Consider the following 16,729-nt stretch of genomic DNA (forward strand, 5'->3'; position numbering starts at 1 on the left):
CACGGTGCCGGGCCCCCGGAGCGAGCGGCTCAGGCGTCGAAGTCGACGACGAGCTCCTTGGAGGTGGGACGGGTCTGGCAGGTGAGCACGTAGCCCTTCTCGATCTCATCCTTCTCGAGGGCGTAGTTCTCCTCCATCACGAACTCCCCGGAGACGACCTTCGCGCGGCACGTCCCGCACACCCCGCCGGCGCACGCGAACGGGACGTCGGGGCGGACCCGGAGCGCGGCGTTGAGGACCGTCTCCTGCGCGTTCTTCGGGGACTCGATCGAGCTGGACAGGCCGTCCAGGTTGAACGTGATGTCGTAGCTCTCGCCCGAGGGGTCGGCCTGGACCACGCGGCCCTGCTGGCCCTGGGGGTTCTCGGGGCGGCCGGTGCTGAAGAGCTCGAAGCGGATCTTGTCCTCGGCCACGCCGCGCTCGGCGAGGGTGTCCCGGCACAGCTGGACGAGCTCGAACGGCCCGCACAGGAACCACTCGTCCGTCCGGTCCACCTGGAGCACCTCGTCCAGGATGTCCTGGAGCTTGTCGGCGTCGATCCGCCCGGACATCAGCGGGCTGATCCGCTGCTCGCGGGAGAGCACGTGATGGACGGCCAGGCGGGACGGGTACTTGTCCTTGAGGTCCCCGAGCTCCTCGGCGAACATGACCTCCATCGCGGAGCGGTTCGCGTAGACGAGGTCGAACGTGGAGGACTCCGAGGCGCGCAGCACGGCCTTGGCGATCGCCATGATCGGGGTGATCCCCGAGCCCGCGGCGAAGGCCACGAGGTGCACCGAGGCGTTCTTCGCGACCTCCTCGGCGGCGAGCCGCTCGGGGTCGTTCATGCTGGTGAGCCCGAGCTTGGAGATGAACGCGCCCTGGGGGTTCATGACGTCGAGCGTGTCGCCGGCCTTCAGGGAGCTGTTGGCCCAGGTGGAGAAGACCCCGCCGATGTCCTGCTTGATCGCCACCCGGATCTCGCCCGGCCGCGGCTCCGCGCAGATCGAGTAGGACCGGCGGACCTCCTGCCCGTCGATGTGGGCGCGCAGCGCCACGTACTGCCCGGGCAGGTAGTCGTAGTCGTCCACGAGCTCCGGGGGCACCGTGAAGGCCACCTCGACGGAGTCCGCGGTGAGCTTGCGGACCTGGGAGACCTCGAGGGTGTTGAACGTGGCCCGGCGCCGGGCGGGGGCGGTGATCTCGGTCATCAGTGCACCTTGAAGTAGTCGAAGGGTTCCAGGCACTCGTTGCAGACGTGGAGCGCCTTGCAGGCGGTGGACCCGAAGCGGGTCAGCTCGCGGGTGTTCAGGGAGTGGCAGCGCGGGCACTTGACGGTGAGCCCCAGCCGGACGGGGCCGGCGGCGGCCCGGCCGCTGGGCGGGGCGATGCCGTACTCGTCCAGCTTGCGCCTGCCCTCGTCGCTCATCCAGTCCGTGGTCCACGCCGGCTGCAGCACGAGGTCGACCCGCACGTCGTCGTAGCCCTCGGCGTTGAGCGCCCGGGTGACGTCCGTGGTGATGGTCTCCATCGCGGGGCACCCGGAGTAGGTCGGGGTGATGACGACGACGGCGCGCGCGCCCTCCAGCCGGGCGTCCCGCAGGATGCCGAGGTCGGCGATGGAGAGCACGGGGACCTCGGGGTCGTTCACCGTGGCGGCGATGTCCCAGACGCGGCCGGCGGCCTCGTCCCGGGGGCGCAGCTCGCGGCCGGTCACCTGCGTGGCGCCCGTCTGCTCGGAGCCGGTCATCGTCATCGCCTCCTCACCAGGTGGCGCCGGGATGCCGGCGGGCCAGCACCTGCATCTCGGCGAGGATGTGGCCGCGCTGCTCGCTGAACTGCCCCGAGCGGTCGCCGCCCCAGGCACCCAGGACCTCGGGGACGGACAGCCCCGCCTCGTCGAGGATCGCGGTGATCCGGCGGTCGAAGTCGGCGCGCAGGGAGGACGGGAGCACGGCGACGTCCCCGAGGGACTCGACGAGCTCGTCGTCGTGGAACAGCTCGTCCACGTAGGGCCACATGTAGGTGAGGCCGGCCTGGACGCGGCGCTTGGACTCCTCCGTGCCGAGGCCCAGGCGCAGGATCCACTGGCTCGCGTGGTCCTGGTGGTACTCGACCTCCTTGAGCGCCTTGTCCGCGATGGCCGCGAGCGTCGGGTCGGTGGAGCGGACGAGGCGGCGGTAGAGCTCGTACTGGTAGTAGGAGAAGATCAGCTGCCGGGCGATGGTCTGCCCGAAGTCGCCGTTCTCCTGCTCCACGAGGCGGCAGGAGCGGAACTCCTCCTCGTCGCGGAAGTAGGCGAGGTCGTCCTCGGTCTTCCCCCACGCGGTGCCCGCGTAGGTGAGCAGGAAGCGGGCGTGCCCGAGCAGGTCCAGGGCGATGTTGGCCAGCGCGATGTCCTCCTCGAGCTCCGGGGCCCGGGCGATCCACCAGCCGAGGCGCTGGGCGAGCATCAGGGCGTCGTCGCCCAGGTACAGGGCGTAGCGGGCCACGTCCTCGGGGGCCTTCGCGCCGCCGGCCCGGATGTCCTCCGCGGTGATGGCGTCGCCCGCGCTCTGCCGGGTCGCGGACTCGTGGGATGCGAAGCTCACAGGTGCTTCACCCCTTCGCTCTTGGTGTAGTACGTGGCGTGGCGGTAGCTCTTGCCCTGGGCGGACTCGAAGAACCCGCCCTTGGAGTCGGGGTCCGAGGCGGTGATGGCCGCGGAGGGCACCACCCACACGGAGGTCCCCTCGTTGCGGCGGGTGTAGAGGTCCCGGGCGTTGCGCACGGCCATCGTGGCGTCCGGGGCGTGCAGGGATCCGGCGTGGACGTGGGAGAGCCCGCGCGAGGACCGCACGAACACCTCCCACAGGGGCCACTCGTCCGAGGGCGCGCCGATCGGGCTCACGGTGTTCTCGCTCATGCTCAGGCTCCGATGAGTTCGGCGGAGGCGCGCTCCGCGGCGGTCTTGCGGGCGTAGGCGGCGGCGGCCTCGCGGACCCAGGCGCCGTCCTCGTGCGCCGTGCGGCGGCGCTGCATGCGCTGGAGGTTGCACGGGCCCCGGCCGCCGACGACGGCCTTGAACTCGTCCCAGTCCAGCGGTCCGTAGTCGTAGTGGCCGCGCTCCTCGTTCCACTTGAGGTCCGGGTCCGGCAGGGTCAGGTCCAGTGCCGCGGCCTGCTCCACGATCATGTCCACGAAGCGCTGGCGCAGCTCGTCGTTGGAGAAGCGCTTGATGTTCCACGCCATGGACTGCTTCGAGTTGGGCGAGTCGTCGTCCGGGGGGCCGAACATCTGCAGCGAGGGGCCGTAGAAGCGGTTCACGGCGTCCTGGGCCATCTGCTTCTGGGCGGGCGTGCCGTGGGAGAGCTCGTAGAGGATCTCCCAGCCCTGGCGCTGGTGGAAGGACTCCTCCTTGCAGATGCGGACCATGGCCCGGCCGTAGGGGCCGTAGGAGGCCCGGCACAGCGGAACCTGGTTGGCGATCGCCGCGCCGTCCACGAGCCAGCCGATGGCGCCCATGTCGGCCCAGGTACGCGCGGGGTAGTTGAAGATCGAGGAGTACTTGGCCCGGCCGTCCAGCAGCTGCTGGTTGAGCTCGGAGCGGGGGGTGCCCAGGGTCTCGGCGGCGGAGTAGAGGTACAGCCCGTGGCCGGCCTCGTCCTGCACCTTGGCCATGAGGATGGCCTTGCGCTTGAGGGACGGCGCCCGGGAGATCCAGTTGCCCTCCGGCTGCATGCCGATGATCTCGGAGTGGGCGTGCTGCGAGACCTGGCGGACCAGGGTCTTGCGGTAGGCGGCGGGCATCCAGTCGCGCGGCTCGATCCGGGAGTCCTCGGCGATGATGCGGTCGAAGTGCTCCTCGCCCGCGCGGTCCAGCTCCGCCTGCTCGGCCGCGTCCGCGGCGGGCACGGCGTGGAGCCCCGTGTTCTGCGTAGTCATGGTGTCCCTCTTCCGACGAGATGGCGCCGCGGGGCGGGAGGGCCGCACGCGACTAACTGACCGTTCGTTCAGAATATAAGCCCCCCGGGGGTGGCGTCAACAGGTTGCGCCGATGGAGTGCTCCCGCGCTCCTCCGGGGCGGTGCGGGTTGACACGGGCGGCGGAGTGGGATTGTCTACTGAACATTCGGTCGTGAACTGTGAGGAGAGTTACATGTCCCAGGGCCATCCGATCCTCGCGGGGGACCACACCTCGCGCTGGATGGGCATCACCGTGGACCGTGCCGAGTACGGCCACGCCCAGATCCGCATGACCCTGCGGGAGGAGATGCTCAACGGGTTCGGCATCGCCCACGGCGGCATGGTCTTCGCCTTCGCGGACACCTGCTTCGCCCTCGCCTGCAACGACCCCGCCGGGGACGGCACCACCATCACGGTGGCCGCGGGAGTGGACATCAACTTCCTCGCCTCGGCCTACCGCGGGCAGGAGCTCACCGCCGTGGGGACCGTGCGCGCCCAGGCGGGGCGCAGCGGCGTCTACGACATCCAGGTCCTGGCCGACGGCCGGCTCATCGCCGAGTTCCGGGGCCGCAGCCGCACCATCCCCAACCCCGCCCTCCGCGCGGCGACGCCCGCGGAGCGCCCTGCCGAGGACCCTGCCGGGGACCCGGCCGCGCAGCCCGTCCTGCAGTCCGCCCAGCCGTCCGCCCCGCAGCCCGAGGAAGTCTGACATGACCGAGTGCTCCGTCCCGAACCCCTACACCCCCGCCCCCGCCCCGGCGGACCGGTCGCAGCCGGACCCCGAGGAGACGATGAGCCGGGACCAGGTCGAGTCCCTGCAGGTCGAGCGGCTGCGCTGGACCCTGCACCACGCCTACGAGAACGTCGCCGCCTACACGGAGCTCTTCGACGGGCACGGCGTGCACCCCGGCGACTTCAAGGAGCTCGAGGACCTCCGGCTCTTCCCGTACACGGACAAGGAGTTCCTGCGGAAGGCGTATCCGTTCAAGTCCCTCGCGGTGCCGATGTCCGAGGTCCGGCGGATCCACGCCTCCTCCGGCACCACCGGGCAGCCCACCGTGGTGGCCTACACGCAGAACGACATCGACACCTGGGCGGGCCTCGTGGCCCGCTGCTTCCGGCTCTCGGGCGTGCGCCCCGGGGACAAGGTGCACAACGCCTACGGCTACGGTCTGTTCACGGGCGGGCTCGGTGCCCACTACGGCGCCGAGCGCCTGGGCTGCGCCGTCATCCCGATGTCCGGCGGGCAGACCGAGAAGCAGGTCCAGATGATCCGGGACTTCCAGCCCGAGGCCATCCTCTCGACCCCCACCTACCTGCTGACCATCGCCGACGGCTTCAGGAAGCTCGGCCTGGACCCGCGGGAGACGTCGCTGCGCACCGCGGTGCTCGGGGCGGAGCCCTGGACCGAGGAGATGCGCCGGGAGATCGAGACGGCCTTCGACGTCGACGCGTGCGACATCTACGGCCTCTCCGAGGTCATGGGCCCCGGCGTGGCCGGCGAGTCCGCCGCGTCCAAGGACGGCTCGCACATCTGGGAGGACCACTTCCGCCCCGAGATCATCGACCCGTTCACGGACGAGGTCCAGGACACCGGCCGGCCCGGCGAGCTCGTGTTCACGGCGCTCACCAAGGAGGCCCTGCCGATCATCCGCTACCGCACCCACGACCTGACCCGCCTGCTGCCCGGCACGGACCGGCCCGGGCACCGGCGGATGGGCCGGATCACGGGCCGCTCAGACGACATGATCATCCTGCGGGGGGTCAACCTGTTCCCCTCCCAGATCGAGGAGCTCGCCCTGCAGGTGCCGGAGCTGAGCCCGCACTTCACGCTCGAGATCACCCGCCCGCACCGGATGGACCAGATGACCATCAACATCGAGCGGCGCGAGCAGGTGACCGTCGAGGCCGCCGAGGCGGGCGGCCAGAAGCTCCTGCACGCCATCAAGACGAAGATCGGCTCCTCGGCCTCGATCCGGATCGCCGAGCCGGGGACCCTCGCCCGGTCCTCCGGCAAGCTGCGCCGCGTCTACGACCACCGCAAGGACGCGTGACGCCCCGGCGCCGACCCGTGCCGCGGCGGGCCCCCGGGACGGCCCGGGGGCCCTTTTCGAAGGCCTTTTGCGGTGGTGGCGNGAAAAACCGTTCGAAAAGCATAAGATCGTTGTCCTGCCCGTCCCCACCGAGATCGAGGTCCCCATGACGCACGCACCGGCGCCCGCCCCTCCGGACGGCGCGGCCCCGCGCCGGGGCCGGCCCGGCTACGACCGCGAGACGCTGCTCGCCGTGTGCGTGGAGGTCTTCAACGTGCACGGCTACGACGCCACGTCGATGGGGACGCTGTCCAAGCACCTGGGGATCTCCAAGTCCGCGATCTACCACCACGTGGAGTCCAAGGAGGAGATCCTCGAGCAGGCGCTGGGCCGGGCCCTCGACGCGCTCGAGGAGGTCCTGGCCGCCGCCGAGCGGACGCAGGCCCCGGCGGTCGAGCGGCTCGAGCAGGTGATCCGCGGGACCGTGCACGTGCTCGTGGAGCAGATGCCGTACGTGACCCTGCTGCTGCGGCTGCGGGGCAACTCGGAGGTCGAGACGAGGGCGCTCGAGCGCCGCCGCGCGGTCACCCGCCGGGTCGGCGCGCTCATCGAGCAGGCGCAGGCGGAGGGCGACCTGCGCCGCGACCTCAGCGGCCGGTCCGCCTCGCGGCTGCTCCTGGGCATGATCAACTCGATCGTCGACTGGTACCGGCCGGACCCGGACAGGGCCGACGACGGGCTGGCCGACACCGTGGTCGCGCTCGCCTTCTCGGGGCTGCGGGCCTCCTGAGCCCTCGCCCGGTCGCTCCGCCGAGCCCCGACCGCGGAGGCCGCTCGCCGCCGGGTCCCCCCGAAGCACGCGATCCCCCACGCCCGGTGCGTGAGGGATCGCGTGCTTCGTGGGGACCCGACAGTCCGGGCGGGTCTCGCCCGGGTCAGGCGGTGGGCCAGGTCTTCGCGACCAGGGTCAGCACGTCGTAGGTCGCCACGATCTCGTCGTGCTGGTTGTGCAGGATCGCGTCCCAGCAGACCTCGCCGTACTCGTCGGTGACCCGCGGGGTGATCTGCTTGGCGGTGAGGGTCACCCGGATGTGGTCGTCGTAGGTCACCGGCGTGATGAAGCGCAGGTTCTCCAGGCCGTAGTTCGCCAGGACGGGACCGGGGGCGGGCTCCACGAACAGCCCGGCGGCCCAGGAGACCAGCAGGTAGCCGTGGGCCACCCGGCGCGGGAAGAACGGGTTGGCCGTGGCGGCCTCCTCGTCGGTGTGCGCGTAGAAGGTGTCGCCGGTCTTCTCGGCGAACTCGGTGATGTCCTCGAGGGTCACGGTGCGCAGCTCGGAGGCGAACTGGTCGCCGATCCGCAGCGTCTCCAGGGACTTGCGGAACGGGTGCTCGCCGGTGCCGTTCTCGACCGCCTCGCGGGTCACGGTGTTCGCCGCGGCGCCCCGGTGCCAGACCCCGGTCACCGCCGTGAGGATGTCCGGGGGTCCCTGGATCGCGGTGCGCTGCATGTAGTGCTTGACGCCGCGCACGCCGCCCAGCTCCTCGCCGCCGCCGGCGCGGCCGGGGCCGCCGTGGACCAGGTGCGGCATGGGGGAGCCGTGGCCGGTGGAGGTCTTCGCGTCCTGCCGGTTGAGGAAGTGCACGCGCCCGTGGTGCGAGCCGATGCCCGCGGTGAACCGGGCGGCGGTCGCGCCGTCGTTCGTGCACACGGTCGCCACGAGCGAGCCGCCGCCGAGCGCGGCGAGCCGCACGGCGTCGTCGACGTCGGTGTAGCCGAGCACGGAGGTGACGGGGCCGAAGGCCTCGACGAAGTGCACCTCCGGGGTGTCCGGGTCGTCGAAGGACAGCACCGTGACGGGGAAGAAGGCGCCCGCCCCGGTGTCGGCGTCGCCGACGGAGGCATCCGGGCCGCCCAGGCGGACGGTGCCGCCGGCGGCGACCAGGCGCTCCACGGCCTTGCGGACCTCGCCCTGCTGCTCCTTGGAGGCCAGGGCGCCCATGGTGACGCCCTCGGTGCGCGGGTCGCCGATGACCACGCGCTGCTGCACGCGCTCGGCGACGGCGGCCACGACGTCCTCCACGCGGTCCTGCGGGACGATGACGCGCCGGATGGCCGTGCACTTCTGCCCGGCCTTGGAGGTGATCTCGACGAACACCGCCTTCACGAAGGCGTCGAACTCCGGGGTCTCCGGGGTGGCGTCGGGGCCGAGGATCGCGGCGTTGAGGGAGTCCGTCTCGGCGGTGAAGCGCACTCCGCCGTCGATGACGTTCTCGTGGTGGCGCAGCGACTGCGCGGTGCCGGCGGAGCCGGTGAAGGCCACGTGGTCGCGGTAGTCCAGGTGGTCGAGCAGGTCCCGGGCGGAGCCGGAGACCAGCTGCAGGGAGCCCTCCGGCAGGATGCCGGAGTCGATCATCAGGCGCACGCAGGCGGCCGTGACGTAGCCGGTCGGCGTGGCCGGCTTCACCAGGGTCGGCATGCCGGCGATGAAGGCGGGGGCGAACTTCTCGAGCATGCCCCACACCGGGAAATTGAACGCGTTGATCTGCACGGCGACGCCGGGCATGCGGGTGTAGATGTGCTCGCCCAGGAAGGACCCGTCCTTGGAGAGCTGCTCCACCGCCCCGTCCACGACGACGTTGGCGTTGGGCAGCTCGCGCCGGCCCTTGGAGGAGAACGTGAAGAGGGTGCCGATGCCGCCGTCCACGTCGAAGAAGTGGTCCTTCAGCGTGGCCCCGGTCGAGTAGGAGACGTCGTAGAGCTCCTGCTTGTGCTCGGTGAGGTACTGGGCGAGCTCCTTGAGCTTGAGCGCCCGCTCGTGGATGGTGAGCTCCCCGAGGGAGCGCTGCCCCACGGTCCGGCCGTAGTCCACGGCGGAGGCGATGTCGATGCCGTCCGTGGACACGCGCGCCACGACCTCGCCGGTCGAGGCGTCGGCCACCTCCGTCACCTTCTGCGGGTTCTCCGGCGACCACCACCGGCCCCTCAGGTAGCTGGGGAGGATGGTCTGGGTCTGTGCTGCCACGGTGCGTGGTCCTTTCGCTCGGGTGCGCGCGGGCGGCCGGTCCGTCGCCCGCATCCTGACCGATCGTTCGGTATTATGACCACGATAACCTACGTCACACCCCGGGACCACTGCCCCACGGTGGTCCTGCCCCGTCGCCGAGCGCCCGAGGAGTGCCATGACCACGACCGAGACCCACGAGCCCTGGCGCATCGTCCTGGGCGAGCTCGACGAGAAGATGGGCGTCACCGTCCTCGAGGAGTCGGCGGAGCGCGTGGTCGCCTCCATGCCCGTCGAGGGCAACCGCCAGTCGCTGGGCCTGCTCCACGGCGGCGCCATGGTGGCCCTCGGCGAGGCCGTCGGTTCCTGGGCCGCGGTGATCCACGCCTCCACGATGGGCAAGGTCGCCGTGGGCGTGGACGTCAACGCCACCCACCACCGGTCGTCCCGCACGGGCACCGTGACCGCCACGGCCACCGCCCTGCAGCTCGGACGCTCCCTCACGTGCCACGAGGTGGTCCTCGAGCACGAGGACGGCGCCCGGCTGTGCACCGTGCGGATCACGAACTTCCTCAAGGACAAGCCGCAGCAGGCCACGAACCCCGCCGAGGGCTAGACCGGGAACCAGGCCCGGGGTCCGCCCGCCGGCGGGTCAGGACGCCGGACGGGGGCGGATCAGGACGGGCTGTGGAGCCGCCGGCGCAGGGCGGCCAGCTCCTCGGGCGACAGCCCGGCGTCGACGAGCCAGCGCTCGGCGTCGAACCCGTCCAGCAGCTCCTCGAGGGCCGCGCGGCGCCCCGCGAGCAGCGGGGCGAGCTCGTGCTCGGGGTGGTGGCGCTCGACCGGGTGGGGGACGGGCGAGACGCGGTGCCACTCGTTGATCCCGCGCGCGGCGGCCTCGTCCTCCGCGACGAGGCGCTCCGGGGGCGCTCCGGCCAGCCCCAGGAGCAGCAGCGCGAGCACCCCCGTGCGGTCGCGGCCGGCCGAGCAGTGCACCACCACGGCGCCCTCGGCGGTCGCCACCGCCCGCACCGCCTCGGCCAGGAAGGCCGGGAACAGCCGCAGGTAGTCGCGGTAGCCGCGCGGGTGGTGCAGATAGGGCGTGCCCACCAGCGGGAACTGCGGATGGGCGGGGTCCTCGGTGGGGCGGTGCAGCACCGTGATGCCGGCGCGGGCGGCCGGGTCGTCCGCGGGGTCCGTGGGCCGGCGCCGCCGCTCGTCCGCGTTGCGCAGGTCCACGACCGTGCGCACCCCGTCCGCCGCGGCGGCGCGCCACCCCGAGGGGCTCAGCCGCTCGGAGCGGCCCATCCGCCACACGTCGCCGGCCAGGCGCCGGGCGTTGAGCGCGCCGTCCCACGCGGCGGGGGTCCCGGGCTGTGCGTGCATGCCCCCACCCTAGGACCCGCGTCCGACGGCGCGTCCCGCCGCCCGCGGCCGGGAGGGCGGGACGGCAGGGGGCGGGTGCTACTGGTCGTAGTCGAAGAAGCCCTTGCCGGTCTTGCGGCCGAGCTCGCCGCGGGCCACCATGTCCCGCATCAGCTGCGGGGGGGCGAAGCGCGGGCCGAGCTGCGACTCGAGGTACTCGGCGATGCCCAGGCGCACGTCCAGGCCCACGATGTCCGTCAGGGCCAGGGGGCCGACCGGGAACCTGTAGCCCAGGACCATGGCGTTGTCGATGTCGGCGGGAGAGGCCACGCCCTCCTCGACCATCCGGATGGCCTCGAGGGCGATCGCCACGCCCAGCCGCGACGAGGCGAAGCCGGGGGCGTCGTTGACGACCACCGGGGTCTTGCCGAGGCCCTCGACCCACTGCACCGAGAGCCGCCTGAGCTCCTCGCCGGTGTGCTTCGAGTTCACGACCTCCACGAGCTTCGAGGCCGGCACGGGGTTGAAGAAGTGCAGCCCGCAGAACCGCTCGGGGCGTCCCAGCTGCTCGGCCAGCCCGTCCACGGACAGCGAGGAGGTGTTGGTGGCCAGCCACGCGGTCTCGGCGAGGTGGCGCTCGACCTCCTGCAGGGCCGTGACCTTCAGATCCCACGCCTCGGGGACGGCCTCGACGACGAGCTCGCAGTCCGCGAAGTCGGCGTGGTCGAGGGAGACGGTCAGGTTCTCGGCCCACTCGTCCAGGTTGCCGTCCACGCCCCCGCGCTCCAGGGACTTGGCGAGGTCCCGCTCGATCCGCTCGCGGGCGGCCTCCGCTGCCTGCCCGTCCCGCTCCACCACGGTCACCCTCGCCCCGGCGAGCAGGAAGGCGTGGGCGATGCCCGCGCCCATGCGGCCTCCCCCCAGGACGCCGACGACGGCGGGAACGGCCAGTGCGTGCTTCTCGGTCATGGTCGGGATGCTCCTACTTCTTGTTCTTCTTGCGGTCCAGGAAGGCCTGCATGCGGTCGAACTTCGCCTCCGACTCGAAGAGCACGGCCTGGGCCAGCTCGTCGATGTGCGGGTGGGCGGACGGGGGCGCCGCGAAGACCCGCTTGGAGATCCGCACGGCGAGGGGGTCCTGGGCGCCGATCCGGTCGGCGAGCGCGTGCGCGGCGCCGACGAGCTCTGCGGGCTCGTGCAGCTCGGTGACGAGGTGCAGGGCCAGGGCCTCGTCCGCGCCGAGGAGCCGGCCGGCGAGCAGGATGTCCAGGGCGATCGCCTCGCCGACCAGCTCCTTGAGCCGCCACAGCCCGCCGGCGGCGGCGATGATGCCCAGGTTCGTCTCCGGCTGGCCGATCGTGAGGTGCGGGGTGGCGATGCGGAAGTCCGCGGCGTAGGCCAGCTCCGCGCCGCCGCCCAGGGCGTAGCCGTCGATCGCGGCGATCACCGGCATGGGCAGCCTGTGGATCCGGTCGAAGATCCGGGAGTTGATCCCGGCCAGGGCGTCGTCGCGGCGGCGCTCGCGCAGCTGCGCGATGTCGGCGCCGGAGGCGAAGACCCCCCGGCCGTTCACCTCGGTGCCGGAGAGGATCAGGATCTTCGGGTGCCGCTCGAGGTGGCTGCACACGGTGTGCAGCTCCTCGACCATGGTCGCGTCGATGGCGTTGCGCACGGCGGGGCGGTCCAGGACCACGTGCAGGCGGTCCTCGCGCTCCTCGAGCCGCAGGGCGGTGAACTCCGCGCCGAGGATCTCGCTGGGCCCGACCATCAGAGCTTCTCCACGAGCATCGCGGTGCCCTGGCCCACGCCCACGCACATGGTGGCCAGGCCGCGGTCGGCGCCCTCGCGCTCCATCCGGCCCAGCAGCGTCACCACGAGCCGGGAGCCGGAGGAGCCCAGGGGGTGGCCGAGCGCGATCGCCCCGCCGTCGTTGTTGACGGTGCCGGCGTCGAGGCCGAGGCGGCGGATGCAGGCCAGGGACTGGGAGGCGAAGGCCTCGTTGAGCTCGACCGCCCCGAGGTCGCCGATGCCCCACCCGGTGCGCCCGAGCACCTTCTGGGTGGCGGGGACGGGGCCGATGCCCATGATCTCCGGGGCCACGCCGGCGGAGGCGCCGTCGACGATCCGGGCCCGGGCGGCCAGCCCGTACTTCTCGGCCGCGCGCTCGGAGACCACGAGGATCGCCGAGGCGCCGTCGTTGAGGGAGGAGGCGTTGCCGGCGGTGACGACCGTCCCGTGGTCCACCACGGGGCGCAGCTTCGCGAGGGCGTCCATCGTGGTGCCCGGGCGGGGGCCCTCGTCCGTGTCGACGACGGTCGTCGCACCCTTGCGGCCCGTGACGGTCACCGGGACGATCTCGGGGGCGAAGCGCCCGGCGTCGATCGCGGCGATCGCCTTCTCGTGGGAGGCCACGGCGAAGGCGTCGGCGTCCTCGCGCGAGATCCCGTCGACGATCGCGACCTCCTCGGCCGTCTCCGGCATCGAGTAGGTCATCTTGTCCTGCTTCTTGAACTCGGGGTTGGTGAAGCGCCAGCCGATGGAGGTGTCGAAGACGTCGCCGGGCTTCGCGAACGCCTTGGCCGGCTTCTCCATCACCCAGGGGGCGCGGGACATGGACTCCACGCCGCCGGCGACGACGATGTCGGCGGCGCCGGCCTTGATCATGTGGGAGGCCATGATGATGGCCGAGAGCCCGGAGGCGCAGAGCCGGTTGACGGTGATGCCGGGGACGGTGTCGGGGAAGCCGGCGAGCAGCCAGGCCATGCGGGCGACGTTGCGGTTCTCCTCGCCGGCGCCGTTGGCGTTGCCGAGGATCACCTCGTCGACGTCGTGCGGGTCGATCCCGGCGTCGGTCACCGCGTGCCTGACCACGAGGGCGGCGAGGTCGTCGGGGCGCACGCTCGCCAGCGCGCCGCCGTAGCGGCCCACCGGGGTGCGGGCCCCGCCGACGAGGAGGGCCTGAGGGGTTGCGGGCATGGGTGGGCTCCTGTCGCGACGGGGTGCGGCCGGCATCCGGGCATCGTCGCCCGAATTTACCGACCGATCGTTCATCAAACCTTCCCACGCGTGCGCCCGCGGGGTCAACAGCGCCGCGGCCGCGATCGGCTGTGGCCTGCTTCACAAATCAAGGTCCGGGGGCTACCGTGGAACTAATACAGCATTTGACTATCCCGGGCCCTGCGCGGCCCCACGAAGGAGACGGCACATGGGCACCACCAAGTCGTTCGCGTCCTCGGCGGACCTCGGCGAGAAGCAGAAGACCCTCGAGATCCTGGCCGAGGGCGTCTACGCCCTCACGGCCGAGGGGGACCCGAACATCGGGGCGATCGAGGGGGAGGACTTCCTGGTCTGCTTCGAGGCCCTGGCCACCCCCGTGGTGGCCGCCGAGTGGCTGGCGGAGCTGCGGAAGCACACCGACAAGCCGATCCGCTACCTGGTGCTCTCCCACTACCACGCGGTGCGCGTGCTCGGCGCCTCGGCCTTCCACGCCGAGACGATCGTCGCCCACGAGAACACCTACGACCTCATCGTGGAGCGCGGCAAGGAGGACTGGGCCTCCGAGTTCGGCCGCATGCCGCGCCTGGCCAAGGGCGCGGACACCGTCCCGGGCCTGACCTGGCCCACGGTGACCTTCCGGGACAAGCTGACCATCGACCTCGGCGGGGACCGCGGGGACCTCGTGCTCCAGCACTTCGGCCGCGGCCACACCGAGGGCGACATCGTCGCCTGGCTGCCCCAGCAGAAGATCCTCTTCGCCGGGGACCTGGTCGAGGCCGAGGCCGCCCTCTACACCGGGGACGCCTTCCACCGCGACTGGGCGAGCCACACCCTCGACGCCGTCAAGGCGCTGGGTGCGGAGCAGCTCGTGGGCGGGCGCGGGGCGGTCTCGAGGGGCCGGGAGGCCGTGGACGCGGCGATCGAGCAGACCCGCCGCTTCCTGGACGTCATGATCGAGGAGGTCGGCACCGTCCAGAAGAACGGCGGGACGCTCAAGGACGCCTTCGAGGCCGTGCACACCGCCCTCTACGACGACTTCGGCCACTGGCCGATCTTCGAGCACTGCCTGCCCTTCGACGTCTCCCGGCTGTGGGACGAGCTCTCGGGCATCGAGCGGCCCGTCATCTGGACCGCCGAGCGCGACCGCGAGGTCTGGGACCAGCTCCAGAACGGCTGACCCGGTCCCCACGAGCAGCGACACGAGAACGAGGAGGGCGACAGTGAGACGATTCGACTCCGGCAAGGTGCTGGTGCTCGGCAACGGGCCCGTGGGCCAGACCGCGGCGCTGCTGCTGGCGCGGTGGGGCATCCCCGTCACGGTCCTGGACGCCCGCGCCGAGCGGGACCCCATCGGGTCCAAGGCGATCTGCCAGCAGCGCGACGTCCTGGAGGTCTGGGAGGCCGTGGGCGTGGGCCGGCAGGTGGCCGCCGAGGGCGTCACGTGGGACACCGCGCGCACCTTCTACCGGGAGAAGGAGCTGTTCGCCCAGCCCTTCCGGGACAGGGGGCAGTCCCCGTTCCCGCCGTTCGTGAACATCTCCCAGACCCGCACCGAGGAGCTGCTCGCGCAGAAGATCGCCGCCGAGCCGCTGATCGAGGAGGTCTGGGGCCACGAGATCGTCTCGATCACCCAGGACGAGCGCTCCGTGACCGTGGTGTGCTCCTGCCGCGACGGGGGCCGGGCCGAGATCGTGGCCGACTACGCGATCGCCGCGCTCGGCTCGAAGGCGCGGTGGCTGCGCGACCAGCTCGGGGTGAGCTTCGACGGCCGCTCGTTCGAGGACAAGTTCCTGATCTGCGACATCCGGGCCGACATCCCCGGCTGGGCCACCGAGCGCCGCTTCTACTTCGACCCCGAGTGGAACCCCGGCCGGCAGGTGCTCATCCACCCGTGCCCGGACTCGACCTTCCGGATCGACTGGCAGGTGCCCGGCGACTACGACCTCGACGCCGAGGAGGCCTCCGGGGCCCTCGACGCGAGGATCCGCCAGATCATCGGGGACACGGACTACGAGATCGTCTGGAAGTCCGTCTACCGCTTCCACGCCCGGCTGGCCTCCCGGATGCGGGTGGGCCGGGTGCTGCTGGCCGGGGACTGCGCGCACATCGTCTCCCCGTTCGGCGCCCGCGGGCTCAACTCGGGCGTGGGCGACGCCGAGAACGCCGCCTGGAAGCTGACCTCGGTGCTGCGCGGCAACGCCGATCCGGCGCTGCTGGAGTCCTACGACGTCGAGCGCCGCGCCGCCGCCGTCGAGAACCTCGAGGTCACCGAGGCCACCATGGACTTCCTCGTGCCCCGCACCGAGGAGCAGCTGGCCGAGCGGCTCGCCAAGCTCGAGCGGGCGATCGGCGACCCGGCCGCGTCCACCTACGTGGACTCCGGGCGCCTGGCCGAGCCCTTCTGGTACGTCGACTCCCCGCTCACCACCCCGCACCCCACCCGGACCTTCGCCGGGCGCCCGCCCAAGGGGGAGGTCCCCGACCCCGTCCCCGGCGTGCTGCTGCCGGACGTCCCGGTCGCCGTCCCGGGCATCGCCGCCGACCGCGTCCGCGAGCTCGCCCGCTTCGGGATCCTGCTCCTCACCGGCCCGGCGGTCGACCAGGAGCTCGTGCGCGGGACCGCGCTCGCCGCCATCCGGTCCCCGCTGCGCCTGCACGCCATCGCGGACATCGACACCACCGGCAAGCTCGCCGAGGCGCTGAAGCCGGAGCCGACCGACGTGTGGGTGATCCGCCCCGACTCGCACATCGCGGCCGTGGTGGACGGCACGGACCCCCGTGCGCTGAGCCGGGCCCTGCAGAACACCGTCGCCGCCCCCGGTTCGGAGGCGGCCCGGGTCCTCGCCGAGCGCGAGCGGCTGCCGGGGCCCCCCAGGCGGCGGGGCTCCGTGCCGGAGACCGTGCCCCAGGAGGTCGCCGCCGCCGGCTGACGGCGGACCCGTGAGATCCTGGCGTCCTCATCGCAGACTCGAGCCGGCGCGTCCCGCCGGGGTCACCGGAGGTGCAGGATGTCGTTCCAGGAGTCCATGGAGCTGGTCGGGGAGGCCGTCGACGTCGCCGGCGTGGTCGCCATCGTCGTCGGGACGGTGGTGGCGACCCTCCTGGCCGGGCGGGACCTGCTGGGGCGGGGGAGCGGGGAGCGCGACACCTACGAGAGCTACCGGCAGCGGCTCGGCCGTTCGATCCTGCTGGGCCTGGAGCTGCTCGTGGCCGCGGACATCATCAAGACCGTCGCCATCACCCCCACGTTCGAGTCGGTGGGGGTGCTGGCGCTCATCGTGGTCGTGCGGACCTTCCTCAGCTGGTCCCTCGAGCTCGAGATCAGCGGGCGGTGGCCGTGGCAGAAGAAGCAGGGCGAGGCGGCGCCCCTGCCCGAGCGCGCCGCGTAGGCCCGCCGGGCCCCGGC

Annotated in this window: 16 protein-coding genes and 1 pseudogene; 7 read left to right on the forward strand and 10 right to left on the reverse strand. The window is 72.2% G+C overall.

The features are described 5' to 3' along the window. Positions 1 to 29: 29 nt before the first annotated feature. From paaE to paaA, 5 genes are read right to left on the reverse strand one after another with little or no spacing between them, the layout of a single operon-like run. A complete protein-coding gene (gene paaE, locus H488_RS26020) occupies positions 30 to 1,190 on the reverse strand; it encodes a 1,2-phenylacetyl-CoA epoxidase subunit PaaE (protein ID WP_017833087.1) in 1,161 nt (386 codons plus the stop codon). Next, entirely contained in the window at positions 1,190 to 1,735 is a 546-nt protein-coding gene (paaD, locus tag H488_RS26025) for a 1,2-phenylacetyl-CoA epoxidase subunit PaaD (protein ID WP_017833088.1), read from the reverse strand. The genes paaE and paaD overlap by 1 nt, the downstream gene beginning before the upstream one ends. Before the next feature lie 7 nt (positions 1,736 to 1,742). Then, positions 1,743 to 2,570: a 1,2-phenylacetyl-CoA epoxidase subunit PaaC gene (gene paaC / locus H488_RS26030; protein WP_017833089.1), complete on the reverse strand. Its 828-nt coding sequence runs from the start codon at positions 2,568 to 2,570 to the stop codon at positions 1,743 to 1,745. Then, the gene (gene paaB / locus H488_RS26035; protein ID WP_017833090.1) at positions 2,567 to 2,884 is read right to left on the reverse strand and encodes a 1,2-phenylacetyl-CoA epoxidase subunit PaaB; all 318 of its coding nucleotides are present in this window, start codon (positions 2,882 to 2,884) and stop codon (positions 2,567 to 2,569) included. Before paaB ends, paaC begins: the two co-directional genes overlap by 4 nt. Positions 2,885 to 2,886: 2 nt before the next feature. Beyond that, positions 2,887 to 3,903: a 1,2-phenylacetyl-CoA epoxidase subunit PaaA gene (gene paaA / locus H488_RS26040; protein ID WP_017833091.1), complete on the reverse strand. Its 1,017-nt coding sequence runs from the start codon at positions 3,901 to 3,903 to the stop codon at positions 2,887 to 2,889. Between the two features lie 213 nt (positions 3,904 to 4,116). Between paaA and H488_RS26045 the strand changes: the two are divergent. The 3 genes and pseudogenes from H488_RS26045 to H488_RS26055 form a co-directional block, all read left to right on the forward strand. Next, positions 4,117 to 4,512, forward strand: a pseudogene (locus H488_RS26045) (hotdog fold thioesterase); the annotation flags it as partial. A 121-nt stretch (positions 4,513 to 4,633) separates the two neighbouring features. Continuing rightward, positions 4,634 to 5,977, forward strand: a complete 1,344-nt coding sequence (locus H488_RS26050; RefSeq protein ID WP_017833093.1) for a phenylacetate--CoA ligase family protein — start codon at positions 4,634 to 4,636, stop codon at positions 5,975 to 5,977. 145 nt (positions 5,978 to 6,122) lie between these two features. Next, complete coding sequence (locus tag H488_RS26055; protein WP_017833094.1) at positions 6,123 to 6,746, forward strand: TetR/AcrR family transcriptional regulator; 624 nt, start codon at positions 6,123 to 6,125, stop codon at positions 6,744 to 6,746. Positions 6,747 to 6,891: 145 nt separating this feature from the next. Here the strand turns inward: H488_RS26055 and paaZ are convergent, their stop codons facing one another. Further along, positions 6,892 to 9,036 carry a phenylacetic acid degradation bifunctional protein PaaZ gene (gene paaZ, locus H488_RS26060; protein WP_051063744.1) on the reverse strand — a complete coding sequence of 715 codons (2,145 nt, stop codon included), beginning with the start codon at positions 9,034 to 9,036 and terminating at the stop codon, positions 6,892 to 6,894. Positions 9,037 to 9,139: 103 nt separating this feature from the next. On the opposite strand from paaZ, the gene H488_RS26065 reads away from it, so the two are divergent. Then, complete coding sequence (locus tag H488_RS26065) at positions 9,140 to 9,577, forward strand: PaaI family thioesterase (protein WP_017833096.1); 438 nt, start codon at positions 9,140 to 9,142, stop codon at positions 9,575 to 9,577. A gap of 59 nt (positions 9,578 to 9,636) precedes the next feature. On the opposite strand, the gene H488_RS26070 is transcribed toward H488_RS26065, so the two are convergent. The 4 genes from H488_RS26070 to H488_RS26085 all read right to left on the reverse strand — a co-directional run bounded on the left by H488_RS26070 (position 9,637) and on the right by H488_RS26085 (position 13,302). Beyond that, a complete protein-coding gene (locus H488_RS26070) occupies positions 9,637 to 10,347 on the reverse strand; it encodes a tyrosine-protein phosphatase (RefSeq protein ID WP_017833097.1) in 711 nt (236 codons plus the stop codon). A gap of 78 nt (positions 10,348 to 10,425) precedes the next feature. Then, entirely contained in the window at positions 10,426 to 11,295 is an 870-nt protein-coding gene (locus tag H488_RS26075; RefSeq protein WP_017833098.1) for a 3-hydroxyacyl-CoA dehydrogenase family protein, read from the reverse strand. 13 nt (positions 11,296 to 11,308) lie between these two features. Then, a complete protein-coding gene (locus H488_RS26080; RefSeq protein ID WP_017833099.1) occupies positions 11,309 to 12,094 on the reverse strand; it encodes an enoyl-CoA hydratase/isomerase family protein in 786 nt (261 codons plus the stop codon). Continuing rightward, positions 12,094 to 13,302 (reverse strand): thiolase family protein, encoded by a 1,209-nt coding sequence (locus tag H488_RS26085; RefSeq protein WP_017833100.1) that lies wholly within the window; start codon positions 13,300 to 13,302, stop codon positions 12,094 to 12,096. The genes H488_RS26080 and H488_RS26085 overlap by 1 nt, the downstream gene beginning before the upstream one ends. Before the next feature lie 229 nt (positions 13,303 to 13,531). On the opposite strand from H488_RS26085, the gene H488_RS26090 reads away from it, so the two are divergent. The 3 genes from H488_RS26090 to H488_RS26100 all read left to right on the forward strand — a co-directional run bounded on the left by H488_RS26090 (position 13,532) and on the right by H488_RS26100 (position 16,712). Next, entirely contained in the window at positions 13,532 to 14,500 is a 969-nt protein-coding gene (locus H488_RS26090) for an MBL fold metallo-hydrolase (protein ID WP_017833101.1), read from the forward strand. 43 nt (positions 14,501 to 14,543) lie between these two features. Further along, the gene (locus H488_RS26095; protein ID WP_017833102.1) at positions 14,544 to 16,253 is read left to right on the forward strand and encodes an FAD-dependent monooxygenase; all 1,710 of its coding nucleotides are present in this window, start codon (positions 14,544 to 14,546) and stop codon (positions 16,251 to 16,253) included. A gap of 78 nt (positions 16,254 to 16,331) precedes the next feature. Beyond that, the gene (locus H488_RS26100) at positions 16,332 to 16,712 is read left to right on the forward strand and encodes a DUF1622 domain-containing protein (protein WP_017833103.1); all 381 of its coding nucleotides are present in this window, start codon (positions 16,332 to 16,334) and stop codon (positions 16,710 to 16,712) included. Positions 16,713 to 16,729 lie beyond the last annotated feature (17 nt).

The organism is Kocuria sp. UCD-OTCP, from assembly GCF_000349605.1.
Taxonomy (GTDB): domain Bacteria; phylum Actinomycetota; class Actinomycetes; order Actinomycetales; family Micrococcaceae; genus Kocuria; species Kocuria rosea.

Excerpts from the sequence above, each read along its gene's own strand:
- paaE (WP_017833087.1), bottom strand. The coding sequence starts at position 1,190 with ATGACCGAGATCACCGCCCCCGCCCGGCGCCGGGCCACGTTCAACACC.
- paaD (WP_017833088.1), bottom strand. The coding sequence starts at position 1,735 with ATGACGATGACCGGCTCCGAGCAGACGGGCGCCACGCAGGTGACCGGC.
- paaB (WP_017833090.1), bottom strand. The coding sequence starts at position 2,884 with ATGAGCGAGAACACCGTGAGCCCGATCGGCGCGCCCTCGGACGAGTGG.
- paaA (WP_017833091.1), bottom strand. The coding sequence starts at position 3,903 with ATGACTACGCAGAACACGGGGCTCCACGCCGTGCCCGCCGCGGACGCG.
- H488_RS26050 (WP_017833093.1), top strand. The coding sequence starts at position 4,634 with ATGACCGAGTGCTCCGTCCCGAACCCCTACACCCCCGCCCCCGCCCCG.
- H488_RS26055 (WP_017833094.1), top strand. The coding sequence starts at position 6,123 with ATGACGCACGCACCGGCGCCCGCCCCTCCGGACGGCGCGGCCCCGCGC.
- paaZ (WP_051063744.1), bottom strand. The coding sequence starts at position 9,036 with ATGCGGGCGACGGACCGGCCGCCCGCGCGCACCCGAGCGAAAGGACCA.
- H488_RS26065 (WP_017833096.1), top strand. The coding sequence starts at position 9,140 with ATGACCACGACCGAGACCCACGAGCCCTGGCGCATCGTCCTGGGCGAG.
- H488_RS26070 (WP_017833097.1), bottom strand. The coding sequence starts at position 10,347 with ATGCACGCACAGCCCGGGACCCCCGCCGCGTGGGACGGCGCGCTCAAC.
- H488_RS26075 (WP_017833098.1), bottom strand. The coding sequence starts at position 11,295 with ATGACCGAGAAGCACGCACTGGCCGTTCCCGCCGTCGTCGGCGTCCTG.
- H488_RS26080 (WP_017833099.1), bottom strand. The coding sequence starts at position 12,094 with ATGGTCGGGCCCAGCGAGATCCTCGGCGCGGAGTTCACCGCCCTGCGG.
- H488_RS26085 (WP_017833100.1), bottom strand. The coding sequence starts at position 13,302 with ATGCCCGCAACCCCTCAGGCCCTCCTCGTCGGCGGGGCCCGCACCCCG.
- H488_RS26090 (WP_017833101.1), top strand. The coding sequence starts at position 13,532 with ATGGGCACCACCAAGTCGTTCGCGTCCTCGGCGGACCTCGGCGAGAAG.
- H488_RS26100 (WP_017833103.1), top strand. The coding sequence starts at position 16,332 with ATGTCGTTCCAGGAGTCCATGGAGCTGGTCGGGGAGGCCGTCGACGTC.